This is a genomic window from Kitasatospora sp. NPDC101176, from assembly GCF_044768035.1.
Taxonomy (GTDB): Bacteria; Actinomycetota; Actinomycetes; order Streptomycetales; family Streptomycetaceae; genus Kitasatospora.
The window spans coordinates 87,464-101,286 of the sequence record NZ_JBIWPA010000001.1 but is presented as its reverse complement, the minus strand read 5'-3'; the positions used below and the strand labels follow the sequence as shown (position 1 = coordinate 101,286).

At 73.9% G+C, this 13,823-nt stretch carries 12 protein-coding genes; 3 read left to right on the top strand and 9 right to left on the bottom strand.

The genetic code is table 11. The annotated features are described in order from the left end of the window. Window positions 1-128: 128 nt before the first annotated feature. Window positions 129-1,658 (top strand): UDP-N-acetylglucosamine 1-carboxyvinyltransferase, encoded by a 1,530-nt coding sequence (locus tag ACIRS1_RS00430; RefSeq protein ID WP_360210670.1) that lies wholly within the window; start codon window positions 129-131, stop codon window positions 1,656-1,658. A gap of 197 nt (window positions 1,659-1,855) precedes the next feature. On the opposite strand, the gene ACIRS1_RS00425 is transcribed toward ACIRS1_RS00430, so the two are convergent. The 4 genes from ACIRS1_RS00425 to ACIRS1_RS00410 all read right to left on the bottom strand — a co-directional run bounded on the left by ACIRS1_RS00425 (window position 1,856) and on the right by ACIRS1_RS00410 (window position 5,364). Beyond that, window positions 1,856-2,596 (bottom strand): cobalt-precorrin-6A reductase, encoded by a 741-nt coding sequence (locus ACIRS1_RS00425; protein WP_402835644.1) that lies wholly within the window; start codon window positions 2,594-2,596, stop codon window positions 1,856-1,858. Continuing rightward, window positions 2,596-3,357: a precorrin-4 C(11)-methyltransferase gene (gene cobM / locus ACIRS1_RS00420; RefSeq protein ID WP_402835643.1), complete on the bottom strand. Its 762-nt coding sequence runs from the start codon at window positions 3,355-3,357 to the stop codon at window positions 2,596-2,598. Before cobM ends, ACIRS1_RS00425 begins: the two co-directional genes overlap by 1 nt. Then, complete coding sequence (gene cbiE, locus ACIRS1_RS00415; RefSeq protein WP_387897359.1) at window positions 3,354-4,592, bottom strand: precorrin-6y C5,15-methyltransferase (decarboxylating) subunit CbiE; 1,239 nt, start codon at window positions 4,590-4,592, stop codon at window positions 3,354-3,356. Before cbiE ends, cobM begins: the two co-directional genes overlap by 4 nt. Before the next feature lie 250 nt (window positions 4,593-4,842). Beyond that, window positions 4,843-5,364: a gamma-glutamylcyclotransferase family protein gene (locus ACIRS1_RS00410; RefSeq protein ID WP_402835641.1), complete on the bottom strand. Its 522-nt coding sequence runs from the start codon at window positions 5,362-5,364 to the stop codon at window positions 4,843-4,845. A gap of 132 nt (window positions 5,365-5,496) precedes the next feature. Here ACIRS1_RS00410 and ACIRS1_RS00405 point away from each other — a divergent pair, with 132 nt between their 5' ends. Then, on the top strand, window positions 5,497-6,546 hold the full coding sequence (locus ACIRS1_RS00405) for an EamA family transporter (protein ID WP_402835639.1): 1,050 nt from the start codon (window positions 5,497-5,499) through the stop codon (window positions 6,544-6,546). On the opposite strand, the gene ACIRS1_RS00400 is transcribed toward ACIRS1_RS00405, so the two are convergent. Then, window positions 6,512-7,105 (bottom strand): dihydrofolate reductase family protein, encoded by a 594-nt coding sequence (locus ACIRS1_RS00400; RefSeq protein ID WP_402835637.1) that lies wholly within the window; start codon window positions 7,103-7,105, stop codon window positions 6,512-6,514. The two genes, ACIRS1_RS00405 and ACIRS1_RS00400, sit on opposite strands and share 35 nt — an antisense overlap. A gap of 225 nt (window positions 7,106-7,330) precedes the next feature. Here ACIRS1_RS00400 and ACIRS1_RS00395 point away from each other — a divergent pair, with 225 nt between their 5' ends. Continuing rightward, the gene (locus tag ACIRS1_RS00395) at window positions 7,331-7,966 is read left to right on the top strand and encodes a TetR/AcrR family transcriptional regulator (RefSeq protein ID WP_402835635.1); all 636 of its coding nucleotides are present in this window, start codon (window positions 7,331-7,333) and stop codon (window positions 7,964-7,966) included. 157 nt (window positions 7,967-8,123) lie between these two features. Here ACIRS1_RS00395 and ACIRS1_RS00390 read toward each other — a convergent pair whose 3' ends face one another. From ACIRS1_RS00390 to ACIRS1_RS00375, 4 genes are all read right to left on the bottom strand, one after another. Continuing rightward, a complete protein-coding gene (locus tag ACIRS1_RS00390) occupies window positions 8,124-8,687 on the bottom strand; it encodes an EF-hand domain-containing protein (protein ID WP_402835633.1) in 564 nt (187 codons plus the stop codon). 159 nt (window positions 8,688-8,846) lie between these two features. Next, window positions 8,847-10,523 (bottom strand): dipeptide ABC transporter ATP-binding protein, encoded by a 1,677-nt coding sequence (locus tag ACIRS1_RS00385; protein ID WP_402835631.1) that lies wholly within the window; start codon window positions 10,521-10,523, stop codon window positions 8,847-8,849. Window positions 10,524-10,718: 195 nt separating this feature from the next. Next, window positions 10,719-11,711: an ABC transporter permease gene (locus tag ACIRS1_RS00380; protein ID WP_402835629.1), complete on the bottom strand. Its 993-nt coding sequence runs from the start codon at window positions 11,709-11,711 to the stop codon at window positions 10,719-10,721. A gap of 239 nt (window positions 11,712-11,950) precedes the next feature. Next, window positions 11,951-13,702 (bottom strand): ABC transporter substrate-binding protein, encoded by a 1,752-nt coding sequence (locus ACIRS1_RS00375; protein WP_402835627.1) that lies wholly within the window; start codon window positions 13,700-13,702, stop codon window positions 11,951-11,953. Between the last annotated feature and the right edge of the window lie 121 nt (window positions 13,703-13,823).

Sequence of the window (13,823 nt, the reverse complement as noted above, 5' to 3'; positions counted from 1 at the left end):
AGAGATGCGACAACATCACCTGGTGATGTGAAGATCTGACGTCCATACGAGGAAAGAAATGGACAAAAGGAGCGTCACGCCCCGCCCTGGCGCTGGTGCCATCTCAACCATGAGATATGGTCTGGCGAGTGACAGGCGACTACCTCACCCGCATCGGCACCCTCATCCGCACCGCGCGTCAGCACCGCGGCTGGTCTCAGGCGCAGCTCGGCGAAGCCCTCGGCACCAGCCAGAGCGCCGTCAACCGCATCGAGCAGGGCAAGCAGAACGTCAGCCTTGAGATGATCGCCCGCATCGGCGAAGCCCTCGACAGCGAGATCGTCTCCCTCGGCTACTCCGGCCCGATGCACCTGCGGGTCGCCGGCGGCACCCGCCTCTCCGGCGCCATCGACGTCCGCAGCAGCAAGAACGCCTGCGTCGCGATCCTGTGCGCCTCGCTGCTGACGACCGGCCGCACCACCCTGCGCAGCGTCGCCCGGATCGAAGAGGTCTACCGCATCCTCGAGGTGCTCACGAGCATCGGCGTCAAGAGCCGCTGGATCAACGAGGGCCGCGACCTCGAGCTCACCCCGCCCGCCGAGCTCGACCTCGCCGCGATGGACGTCGAGGCGGCCCGCCGCACCCGCAGCGTGCTGATGTTCCTCGGCCCGCTGATGCACCGCGCGAGCCGCTTCGCCATCCCCTACGCGGGCGGCTGCGACCTGGGCACCCGCACCGTCGAGCCGCACCTGACCGCGCTGCGCCGCTTCGGCCTGGAGGTCGCCACCACCGGCGGCGCCTACCACGCTTCGGTCGAGCCCGGCGTCCCGCTGGACCGCCCGATCGTGCTGACCGAGCGCGGGGACACCGTCACCGAGAACGCCCTGCTGGCCGCCGCCCGGCACGACGGCGTCAGCGTCATCCGCAACGCCTCGCCCAACTACATGGTCCAGGACCTCTGCTTCTTCCTGGAGAAGCTGGGCGTGCGGATCGAGGGCGTCGGCACCACCACGCTCACCGTCCACGGCGTCCCGGAGATCACCTGCGACGTCGACTACACCCCGGCCGAGGACCCGGTGGAGGCGATGAGCCTGCTCGCCGCCGCCGTCGTCACCTCCTCCGAGCTGACGATCCGCCGGGTGCCGATCGAGTTCCTGGAGATCGAACTCGCGGTGCTGGAGGGCATGGGCCTCGACTACGACCGCACCGCCGAGTACCGGGCCCACAACGGTCACACCCGTCTGGTCGACCTCACCGTGCGCCCGTCCAAGCTGACCGCGCCGATCGACACCATCCACCCGATGCCGTTCCCCGGCATCAACATCGACAACGTGCCGTTCTTCGCCGCCATCGCCGCGGCCGCCCACGGCACCACGATGATCCACGACTGGGTGTACGACAACCGCGCGATCTACCTGACCGAGCTGACCCGCCTCGGCGCGGACGTCAAGCTCCTCGACCCGCACCGGGTCCTGGTCCAGGGCCCCACCCGCTGGCGCGCCGCCGAGATGATGTGCCCGCCGGCCCTGCGCCCGGCCGTGGTCATCCTCCTCGCCATGCTCGCCGCCCAGGGCACCTCCGTCCTGCGCAACGTGTACGTCATCAACCGCGGCTACGAGGACCTCGCCGAGCGCCTCAACTCCATCGGCGCCCAGATCGAGACCTTCCGCGACATCTGACGGATCGTCGCATCACCGCTGTCGGCCGGCCTCACCCCTCGAGGCCGGCCAGCAGCATCGCCACGTCCAGCCCGGTGCCCAGGTACTCGACGAACACCGCGTTGTTCAGCGCCCACGCCGACCGCCGCCCCCGCACCACCCGAACCGCCCCACGGCGCCCGGCGTCCGCGGTGGGTGCCGGGCGCGGTGGGGCCAGCCTAGGGGAGCTGCTGCAGCCAGTGAGTCGCGGTCGGGACGTCCGGGGCGACGGGGACGTCGGCGGGCAGCGGTGGGCGTTCCACCACGACCACCGGCAGGCCGAGTTCGCGGGCCGCGGTGAGCTTGGGGGCGGTGGCGGCGCCACCGCTGTCCTTGGTGACCAGGACGTCGATCCGGTGCCCGCGCAGCAGCGCCCGTTCGCCGTCGAGGGTGAACGGGCCCCGGTCCAGGAGGACTTCGAGCGCGGTCGGCAGCGGCGGCTCGGGCGGGTCGACCGAGCGGGCCAGGAAGTGCAGGCCGTTGAGGTGGGCGAAGGTGCCGATGCCCTGCCGTCCGGTGGTGAGGAAGACCCGCCGCCCGAGCGCCGGCAGCAGCTCGGCCGCCGCGGCCAGCGACGGGACGGGGTGCCAGCGGTCCCCGTCGACGGCGGCCCAGCCGGGCCGCCGCAGGACCAGCAGCGGTACGCCGGTGGCGGCGGCCGCGAGGGCCGCGTTGCGGGACATCCCGGCGGCGAAGGGGTGGGTGGCGTCGACGACCGCGGCGACCCGCTCGGTGCGCAGCCAGGCGGCCAGGCCGTCCGGACCGCCGAAGCCGCCGATCCTCACCTCCCCGGCGGGCAGCCGGGGTTCGGCGACGCGGCCGGCCAGCGAACTGGTCACCCGCAGGGACGGCAGCTCGGCCAGCGCGGCCGCCAGGGCCCGGCCCTCCGTGGTGCCGCCGAGGACCAGGACGTGTCGCATCAGGCCCCGCAGGGCTCGTGCGGGCGCTCGCGGTCCGCCGAGTAGAGGTGGCTGTCGCGGAACTGCTCGGCGGCCAGGGTCCGTCCGACGATGATCACCGCGGTGCGGACCACACCCGCGGCCTTGACCTGCTCCGCGATGTCGGCGAGGGTGCCGCGCAGCACCAGCTCGTCCGGCCGGCTGGCCATCGCGACGACGGCGGCCGGGCAGTCGGCGCCGTAGTGCGGGAGCAGCTGCTCGACGACGTCGTCCACGTAGCCGGCGGCCAGGTGCAGCACCAGCAGGGCGCCGCTGCGGCCGAGGGTGGCCAGGTCCTCGCCCTCGGGCATCGGGGTGGCCCGCTTGGAGATCCGGGTGAGGATGACGGTCTGGCCGACGGTGGGCACGGTGAGTTCCCGCTTCAGCGCGGCGGCCGCGGCGGCGAACGCCGGCACCCCGGGGACCACCTCGTACGGCACGCCCTCCGCGTCGAGGCGCCGCATCTGTTCGGCGACGGCGGAGAACACGGACGGGTCGCCGGAGTGGAGGCGGGCCACGTCCTGTCCGGCCCGGTGCGCGCGGACCAGCTCGGCGACGATCTGGTCCAGGTTGAGCTGCGCGGTGTCGATCAGGCGGGCGCCCGGCGGGCACTCGTCGAGCAGCTCGCGCGGGACCAGGCTGCCGGCGTAGAGGCAGACCTCGGCGCGGGCCAGCAGGCGCTGCCCGCGCAGGGTGATCAGGTCGGCGGCGCCCGGGCCGGCTCCGATGAAGTAGACGGTCACGAGGCTTCCTCCTGAGGGGTGTTGGGCTTGACAGCGGACCACTGGGTGACCGGCATGGCCTGCCGCCACCCGGTGAAGCCACCCACCGGGACGGCGTGCGCGACGGCGAGCCGCAGCAGTTCGCCGCCGTGGCGCCGGTACCGGTCGGTGAGCAGCGCCTCGGACTCCAGGGTCACGGTGTTGGCGACCAGTCGGCCGCCCGGGCGCAGCGCCGCCCAGCAACTGTCCAGCAGGCCGGGGGCGGTGAGCCCGCCGCCGATGAACACGGCGTCGGGGGTGGGGAGTCCGGCGAGGGCGGCCGGGGCCGGGCCGGTCACCACGCGCAGTCGGGGGACGCCCAGCGTGCCGGCGTTGCGGCTGATCCGCTCGGCCCGCACCGGGTCGCGCTCGATGCTGATCGCCTGGCAGTCGCGGTGGGCGCGCAGCCATTCGACGGCGATCGAGCCGGAGCCGCCGCCGACGTCCCACAGCAGTTCACCGGGGGTGGGGGCGAGCGTGGCGAGGGTGGCCGCTCGGACGTGCCGCTTGGTGAGCTGGCCGTCGCTCTCGTACGCCGCGTCGGGCAGTCCGGGGACGAGCGAGCCGCGGGGTCCGTCGCCGAGCTCGACCGCGATGACGTTCAGCGGATCGCCGGGCGGGTGCGGCCAGCCGTCCGCGGGGCCGTCGAGGCGGCGCTCGGCTGCGCCGCCCAGCTGTTCGAGGACGTGGAGCCGGGCGCTGCCGTGGCCGCGGGCGGTGAGCAGGGCGGCGACGGCGGCCGGGGTCGCGGCGTCGGCGCTGAGCACCAGCAGGCGGCGTCCCGGGTGCAGGGCGAGGGAGAGGGTTTCCAGGGGGCGCCCGACCAGGCTGACCACCTCGGTGGACTCCAGCGGCCAGCCGAGCCGGGCGCAGGCGTAGGAGACGGAGGAGGGGTGCGGCAGGATGCGCAGCCGGTCGGCGCCGACCGTCTCGGCGAGGGTGCGGCCGATGCCGTAGAACATCGGGTCGCCGCTGGCCAGGACGGCCACCCGGCGGTCGGCGTGGTCCGCGAGCAGGCCGGGTACGGCGGGGCGCAGCGGGGACGGCCAGGGGACGCGCCGGGCGGTGACCTCGTCCGGGGGGAGGAGGTCGAGCTGACGGGGGCCGCCGACGATCACCTCGGCCGCCGCGAGTGCGGCCCGGGAGGCGGTGGCGAGGCCGGGCCAGCCGTCGGCCCCGATCCCGACGACGGTGATCGGGGGTGGCAGCTCGGGCACCGGGGGCTCCTCGTCGTTCGGCGGGGGCGGACGTCTGGTCGTGTGCGCGCCGACGGGCCGGAAAGCACGCGGCCGGGGCAGCCTACCTGGCGGTATCCGGCCGTCCGACGGCCGGAGGACCGCTGGCGGGCCACGGCTGGCGGCCGGCGGCCGTGGCCCGCCGGCAGGTGACAGTCGACCGCCGACAGAGAACAGATGACAGAAGACAGATGACAGACTCTGAAATCTGAAAGTTGTCAGCTGTCACCCGTCAGCCGCCCGCCCCGTCCCCCCGCTCCGTCCAGTCGCCCGAGTCGATCACCGCCGGCCGTGTCCGCAGCCTGGCCGCGACGGCCGGCCCGGCGAGGTACACCCAGGCCTCCCGCAGCTCACCCGAGCCCGTCCCCACCCGGCCGACTGCGCCCGCCCCGCCGACTTCTCCCACCGCGCCGGCCGTCGCCGCCCCGGCCCCGGCCTCCGTCCGCACCGTGAGCCGTCGCCGCACGTAGAGGCCCGTCCCGTCCGCCCGGCACCCCTCCAGCAGGTCGAGGGCGATGAGCGCACCGGCGTACGCGCCCGGGCGGATCGTGACCAGCTCACCCACGACGCGGCGTCCGGGTGTCGCGTCCGGCACCGCGTACGGGTAGCCGGGTCCGTCGTGCAGCGCGGCTCCGTCCAGGACCGCCGGCCGGATGTCGGCGCAGCGGCCCGCGAGGTGGGCGGCGTGGTTGCAGCCGCCGCTGCGCAGGGTGCCGTAGACGAAGAACGGCAGGGCCTCGTCGGACGCGGACACGGGTTCGACCTCCTGGCTGCGGGGAGCGCCCACCGTACGTCCTTGCGCCCACCTCGTGATACCCACTGGCGGACTGGCCGCTGATGCGCTCTCATGGCAAGGTTCGGCCAGTACCGTTCTAGGGGGAGACACATGACAGCACCCACCGAGCCCAGGCCGGCCGAGGCCTCCGGGATCGAGGCTTCCGGGGTCGAGGCCTCCGGGTCCGGGACCTCGCTCACCAAGAGCCCGGCGGGCGGCGCGGTCGCCCCCGTCGAGGACGCCCGTCCGGCCTCCCGGCCGAGCAGCGGTGCGGTCTGGCTGGCGCTCGCCGTGGTGTACGTCGTGTGGGGTTCGACCTACCTGGCGATCAGGATCACCGTCGAGACGATGCCCTCCTTCCTCTCCGCGTCCGCACGCTTCCTCACCGCGGGTCTCCTGCTGGCGGGCTACCTGCTGGTGCGCCAGGGCCCGTCCGCGCTGCGGGTGAGCCCGCGCGAGTTCGGCTCCGCCGCCCTGGTGGGCGTGCTGCTGCTGACCGGGGGCAACGGGCTGGTGGTGCTGGGGGAGACCTCCGTCCCGTCCGGCCTGGCCGCCCTGCTGGTGGCGGCGGTCCCGCTGTGGATGGTCCTCCTGACGGCGGCCGGCGGCGAGCGCCCCCGGCGCGCCGAGCTCGCCGGGGTGCTGCTCGGCCTGGTCGGCCTGGGGGTTCTCTCCGCCCCCGCGATCGGCGGGGACGTCGCGCCCGCCGGCGTGGTCCTGATCGTCTGCGCCACGCTGTGCTGGGCGTCCGGCTCGTTCGCCAGCAAACGGATCACCATGCCGCGCAACGTGCTCGCCGCGAGCGCCTACCAGATGCTCGCGGGCGGGCTCGCCGACCTGCTGATCGGACTGGTGCGCGGGGAGCACCAGGGGCTGGACCTCGGGGCCGTCTCGGGCCGGTCCTGGCTGTCCCTCGCCTACCTGGTGCTGTTCGGTTCGCTGCTCGCCTTCACCGCGTACGCGTGGCTGTTGCGCTCTGCGCCGCTGACCCTGGTCGCCACCTACGCGTACGTGAACCCGGTGGTGGCGGTGCTGCTGGGCTGGATGATCCTGGCCGAGCCGCTGACCTGGTCGACGCTCGCGGGCGGGGCGATCGTGGTGGCGGGGGTCTGCCTGGTGGTGAGCGTCAGTCGGAGCCCGGGGCGGTCCGGGCGTAGGTGAGGATGAGGTTGCCGCGTTCGAAGACGCGGCAGTCGGTGAGCGCGAAGGCGTGCGGGGCGAAGTCCGCGCCGAACAGCGGAACGCCGGATCCGGCCACCACCGGGTACTGCTTGACGATCAGCTCGTCGATCTCGGGCAGCAGCCGGCCGGCCAGTTCGCCGCCGCCGCAGAGCCAGATGCCGAGACCGTCCTCCTGCTTGAGGCGGCGGACGAGGGCCAGCGGGTCCTCCGCGGTGACCTCGACGGCCGGGTCGGGGCTGGTGCCGAGGGTGCGGGAGAAGACGATCTGCCGCAGGTGGGCGTAGGGGTCGGTGAGGCCGATGTCCGCCCCCAGGCCGTAGGTGCTGCGGCCCATGAGCACGGTGTCGAAGCGCTTGTTGGGCGCGTCGGCGATGCCGTTCCCGGCGCGGCCGGGGGTGGGGATGGTCTCCGGGTACTCGGAGAAGAGCGTCGGTGCGAAGTCCTCGGTGACGTGCGCCATGAGGAAGTCGAAGCCGCCGTCCGGGTCGGCGATGAAGCCGTCGATGCTGGCGCCGACGAAGTAGCTGAGCTTGCGCATTCAGGTCCTCGGGATAGGGGATCGGCGGGTCGGGTGGCCCGTCCGGGTTAACCACTGCGGATATAGTACTCCGGCCGTAGTGGTTGGCAAGGGGTATTGCACCTCCCTCCCGGCGCCCGGGCCTGCCTGCCTGTTTGCCGGCCTGGTCGCCCGCCCGCCGACCTGCCGACCTGTCCGCCCGCACCCGCCCGGCGCCGCGCAGCGCCCGAGGGGCACAATCGCCGCATGGTCCAGAATCCCGCCCGCCGTACCGCCCTCGCCGACGCCGCCATCGAGGTCCTCGCCCGGGAGGGCGCCCGCGGCCTCACCTTCCGTGCGGTCGACGTGCAGGCCGGCGTCCCGAACGGCACGGCCTCCAACTACTTCGCCAACCGCGACCACCTGCTCCACCAGACCGCCCGGCACATCCACCACCGGCTCACCCCCGACCCGGAGGCCGTCGCCGACCTGCTGCGCGCCCCGCGTGACCGCGCTCTGGTGACGGCCCTGATGCGCGACCTGATCCGCCGCATCTCCGCCGACCGCGCGGGCTACCTCGCCATGCTCGAACTGCGCCTGGAGGCCACCCGTCGGCCCGAGTTGCGCGCCCAGCTCACCGGCACCGTCCGGGAGGAGCTGGAGGCCAACATCGCCTACCACCTCGACGGCGGGTTCCCCGGGGACCGCCAGACGGTGCTGGTCCTCTACCTGGCGATGACCGGGCTGATCGTCGAACACCTCACCCTTCCGGGGGTGTTGGGCGCCAAGGCGGCGGACTCGGAGACGGCGGACTCGGAGACGTTGGACTTGGGAACGGCGGGCGCCGACGCGCTCGCCGCGCTGATCGACACCATCGTCGAGCGCATCGTCCCGGCGGGGTGACCGGGCCGGCCGGGGTGACCGGGGTGACCGGGGTGACCGGGGCTGGCCGGGCCGCCGCCGCACGACCGACCCCTGGCGGGACGGGCCGGTCCGGGCGGCCGCCGCCCTAGCGGTTCCGGCGCGTGAGGGGTGTGGCCGCCCGGTCCGGGCCGGTGCCTCAGAAGGCGTGCGGCGGCTTGCCCGTCCACCAGTTGCCCGGGGCGCCCGGGTCGCGGCTGGTCCAGAACTCGATGATCGCGCTGGTGAACTCGGCCGCGGACAGCGTGCCGTCGCGGTCCCGGTCGAGGTGGCGGAAGGCCTCGTCGGAGTCGTCGCGGGAGAGGCCGACGAAGTGGCCGCGTTGGAAGACGAAGAACTCGCCGGCGTCGACGGTCCCGCTGCGGTCGGCGTCGGCGACGGCGAGGAAGGCCTCGGCGAGCGCGCCGATGCTGGCCCGCGCGGCCTCCGGGTCGTCGGCGAGCGAGCCGGTGGAGGCGACGAACTGGGCCCGGGTGATCGCCTCGGTGCCGGTGGGCAGCCCGGCGAGGTGCAGGTCGTGCCAGATCGTCAGATAGGCGCGGACGATGACGGCCTCCGCTTCCGAGCCCTCCTGGTGTCCGAGCGACCGCGCCACCGAGTGGCCCATGAGGACGTGGTCCCGCTCGGTGAGGAGGCCGTCGCCGTCGGCGTCGAGGTGGTCGAATCCGTGGTTGATCTTTGCGATGAGCAGGTCGTCCGACAATGTGCCCCCTTGATTGGCGAGGTCGGTGGCCGGCGATCCCCACCACGCGACGCCAGCACGCTAACCCCTTGAGCCGCGCTCGCGCAGCCGAACGACCGGCGAACGGCCGGACGCCGGCCGCAGGCCGACCGCACGCCCCGTCCTCCCTGGTCGCACCCGCTAGCACCGGTACCCGGGCGGCCCCTGGTGCACCGCGGCCAGCAGCTCCCTGGTGTAGTCCGTGTACGGGGAGTCGAACAGCCGGTCGCGGTCGGTGGACTCGACCAGCCGGCCGCGGTGCATCACGGCCACGCGGTCGCAGAAGTGCCGCACGACCGCGAGGTCGTGGGAGACGAACAGGAAGGCCACGCCCAGGCGTTCGCGCAGCTCCATGAGCAGGTTGAGCACCTGGGCCTGCACCGAGACGTCGAGCGCCGACACCGGCTCGTCGGCGATGATCAGGCGCGGCCGCGGGGCGAGGGCCCGGGCGATGCCGATCCGCTGGCGCTGGCCGCCGGAGAACTCGTGCGGGTAGCGGTCCAGGTGCGCGGCGGACAGTCCGACCTGCTCCAGCAGTTCGGCCGAGCGCTCCCGCCGCTGCGCCGCGTCGAGCTCGGTGTGCAGGCGCAGCGGGGTGTCCAGGGTCCGGGCGACGGTGCGCCGCGGGTTGAGCGAGGCGTACGGGTCCTGGAAGACGAGCTGGACCTCCCGGCTGAGCCTGCGCCGCAGCTCCCGGTCCGGGCGGGTGGCGTCCTGGCCGTCGTAGCGGACCCGGCCCCCGGTGGGCCGCTGGAGGCCGGCCAGGACCCGTGCGGTCGTGGACTTGCCGGATCCGGACTCGCCCACCAGTCCGAGCGTCTCACCGGGGGCGATGCGCAGACCGACGCCCTCGACCGCCCGGACGGGCTCGGCGCGCAGCGAGCCGAGGCGGCGCCGGCCGGGGAAGCGGACGGCGAGGTCCGTCACCTCGATCAGCGGGTGCGCGGTTTGTGCGGGGTGCTCGGCCGTGCGGGGGGCGAAGCGCCGCCCGACCGCTGACGGATCGTCAACTGTCGGAAGCGGTGAACCCGGTACGGAGTCCAGGGTCAGTGCGGCGCCCACCAGGGCGCGGGTGTACGGTTCGCGCGGCGCGGCCAGCAGTGCGGCGGTCGGCGCGGACTCGACCTCGGCGCCGCCGCGCATCACCAGGGTGCGGTCCGTGGTGCCCGCGACGACACCGAGGTCGTGGCTGACCAGCAGCACCGCCGTCCCGTGCTCGCGCTGCAACTCGCCGAGCAGGTCGAGGACCTGCCGCTGGACGCGGGCGTCGAGGGCGGTGGTCGGCTCGTCGGCGATCAGCACCTGAGGATCGTTCATCAGGGCCATGGCGATCATCACGCGCTGGCGCATCCCGCCGGAGAACTGGTGCGGGTAGTCGCGCACCCGGGCGGCCGGGATGCCGACCCGGTCGAGCATCTCGGCGGCCCGGCGGCGGGCCCCGGCACGGCCCGCGCCCGGGTGGTGCAGCCGGTACATCTCGGCGAGTTGGGCGCCCACGCCGTGGAAGGGGCTGAGCGAGGTGAGCGCGTCCTGGAAGACCAGCGCGGCCCGGCCGCCCCGGACGCCGCGCAGCACGGACTCCGGCGCGCCCACCAGTTCCGCTCCGCCCAGCCGGATCGAGCCGGTGACGGTGGTGGTGCGCGGGTCGTGCAGGCCGAGCACGGCCAGTCCGGTGGCGGACTTGCCGGAGCCCGACTCCCCGACCAGGCCGAGGACTTCACCGGGGGCGAGGTCGAAGGACAGCCCCCGAACGGCGGCCACCGGGGCACCGCCGCGCGGATCGGCGAAGGTGACGGTCAGGTCGCGGACGCTCAGCACCGGCTCCGCCGCGGGCGGCGTGCCGGGCCCGGCGGACCCACGGGACGGGACGGCCCCGGGCGGCCGGCCAGCCTCGCGGGGCCGTTCGGCCTCAAGGGAGCGGACGGCCTCAAGGGGCTGAACAGGCCCAAGGGGTTCAACAGGCCCCAGGGGTTCAAGGGGTTCAAGGGCGGACGTCATCGGAATCGGCTCCAGTCAGCTCAGGCGGATACGCGGGTCGAGCCAGGCGACCACCAGGTCGGCCAGGGCGACGAACAGCACCACGAAGCAGGCGGCCAGCAGCACCGCCCCGACCACGGCGGGCAGGTCCTGGCCCGAGACCGCCTCGGCGGCGAACCGCCCGACGCCGTTCAGTCCGAAGACCGTCTCGGTGATCACCGCCCCGCCGAGCAGCACTCCGGCCTCCAGGCCGATCAGCTGCACCAGCGGTCCGGCGGCGCCGCGCGCGGTGTACTTGAGGTGGGCGCGCAGCCGGCCGAGGCCCTTGCCGCGGGCCGTGCGGACGTACTCCTCGTTCATCGTCTCCAGCAGCTGGGAGCGCGAGAGCCGGGCGAACACCGCGGAGTTGACGAAGCCGAGGACGAGCCAGGGCAGCAGCATGCCGCCCGCCCAGGCGGCCGGGTCCGCGGCCGGCGGGGTGTAGGAGGGCAACGGCAGCAGCCCGGTGGAGTAGACCAGCGCCCACTGTGCGACGTACCCGAGGAAGTAGATCTGCACGCTGGCGCCGACGAGGGTGAACCCGGAGAGCAGCCGGTCCGTGCGGCCGCCGTGGCGCAGCGCGGAGACGAACCCGGTGCCCAGGCCGAGCACCAGCAGGACGGCGAGCGCGCCCGCGGTGAGCGAGAAGGTGACCGGCAGGTGGTCGAGCAGCGCCTCGGTGACGGGCTGGTGCAGCCGGTAGGAGTAGCCGAGGCAGGGCGCGGTGCAGTGGATGACCGAGCCGTCCACGTCGCTGATGTCCCGCCCGGCGACGATCCCGGACAGGTAGTCGCCGTACTGGGTGAGCAGGGGCTGGTCGAGGCCCATGCTCTGGCGGACCGCCGTGACCTGGCCGCTGTCGCAGCGCGGCCCGCAGGCGGCGCGGGCCGGGTCGGCGGGGGCGGCGTAGAAGAGGGCGAAGGCGGCGGCGGAGACCGCGACCAGGACGGCGAGCGCCTGGAGGGCCCGTCGCAGGGCGAAGGAGAGCATGACCGGTCCGGGGTCGTCGGGAACAGCGGGCGTCGGGAACAGCGGGCGTCGGGAACAGCGGCCGTCGGGAACAGCGGCCGTCGGAGAGAGCGGCGGTCGGAAACGGGGCCGTCGGGAACGGCGGCCGGGCAGGAGGCCGGGCAGGAGGGAACGGCGGGGGACCGCCGGGAGGAGGTGCGGCCCGCCGTCCCGTCCCAGCCACCTCTCGCGACGGCAGCGGGGACGGGCCGGCGGTCGGATCAGGACTTCAGGTACAGCCAGGCCAGGCTGACCGTGCCGTAGATCGGGTGGATGAACGCCCCGCCGACGTTGGAGCCGTGCAGCTGGTTGACCGTCGGGTAGGCGAACGGCAGCACCGGCACGTTCTTCATGACGGTCCGCTCCAGCGCGTACAGCTCCTTGGCCTTGGCGCGCGGCTCGCCGATCTGGTTGATCCGGTCGATCTCCTGGTCGACGGCCGGGTTGCGGTAGCGCGCGGAGTTGAGGTCGCTGCCGGCGCGCCCGTCGAAGGAGAACGGGATCAGCGTGGACGGGGTCGGCCAGTCGACGGAGCTGGTCTCCTCGAACAGGTCGTAGGGGGAGTCGGCGCGGTGCACCTCGTCCAGTAGCGCCTTGGGGTCGATCGGCTTGGGCACGACGGTGATGCCGGCCTTGGCGAAGCCGTCCACCAGCACCTGGGCGACGCGCTGCCCGACGGGCGTGTTGGCGTAGCCGTAGGTGAGCGGCGCGGGCGGCTGCTTGGCCGCGGCGAGGGCGGACTTGGCGGCCTCCGGGTCGCCCTCGGGCTTCACGGGGTCGAGGTCGTACTTCTCCCAGTCGAGGAGGGCGGGCGAGCTCAGGGTGGTGGCGAGCTCGCCGACCCGGGAGCCGCCCTGGACCTGCCGCGCCTGCTGGCGCGGGTAGGCGAGGTGCAGGGCCCTGCGGACGGCGACGTCCGGTACCCGCTCGTTGTTGATCACCAGCTGGGTGACGAAGGCGCCCTGGCGGCCGGAGACGACCAGCTCCCTGGCCTTCGGGTCGGTATCAGCGGTCTGGTACAGCTCGGGGGAGAGGGTGGTGGAGACGGTGGTGGCGTCGGCGCCGCCGTCCCGGCCGGAGAGGATCTCCTGGTTGATGTTGAGCGCCTCCTTGCCGAAGGTGAAGACGAACTTCTCCGGGTACTGGCTGCGGATCGGGTCGGTCTCGGCCTTCCAGTACGGGTTGCGCTCCAGCACCAGCCGGGTGTTCTGGACGTGCTCGACGATCCGGTACGGGCCGCTGGCGAAGGGCTGGCGGTCGTAGTCCGTCCCGGTGTCCTTGTCCTTGCGGACCGGGGAGGAGGAGGACTGCGCGGCCATGTAGGGCACGTCGGCCTGCGGCTGCGGGAAGTGGAGGACGAGGGTGCGGTCGTCGGGGGTCTCGACGGCGGCGAGGTCGCCGTCCTGCGGCCCGGCGTACTTCTTGCGGGCGTCCTCGTAGCTGGCCTCGCCGGTGAGCCACTGCGGCCAGTAGGGCGGGCCGACCTCGTAGCCCTTGCCGAAGCTGCGCTCGATGCCGTACTTGACCTGCTGGGAGGTGATCGGCTGACCGTCCTCCCAGGCCACGCCCGGCTTGAGCCGGTACGTCCAGGTGCGGCCTCCGTCGGTAGAGGTGCCGGTGTCGGTGGCCAGGTCGCCGACCAGCTTGGCCTTTCCGTCGACGACCTGGTACTGCGTCAGCTGCCGGCCCCAGAGCAGCGAGGCGTTGTAGGCGGCGCCCGCGTAGACCTTCTGCGGGTCGAGGTGGCGGAAGTCGGTGGCGTTGTAGACGTTGACGGTGCCGCCGGCCCGGGCGCCGGAGACGGCGGGGGCCGGGCCCGCGCTGTCCTTCTCGCTGCCGAGGGCGGCGGTCAGCGGGGCGGTCTCCTTGGCGGCCGCGCCGGCGGGGGCCGGGCCGGTGCCCGCACCGGCCGAGCAGGCGCTCGCCAGCAGGGCGGTGGCGACGACGGCGAGGGACGGTTTGGTCCAGCGCATGGCGAATCTCTCCTTGCCCCCTGACCGGGGGTGGACGCGGGGTGGACGTCGGACACGGGTGTCCGACGGGGGATGGTGGGAAGGCGGGCTGAGGGGAAGGCGGGCCGAGGGGCTGAGGGAA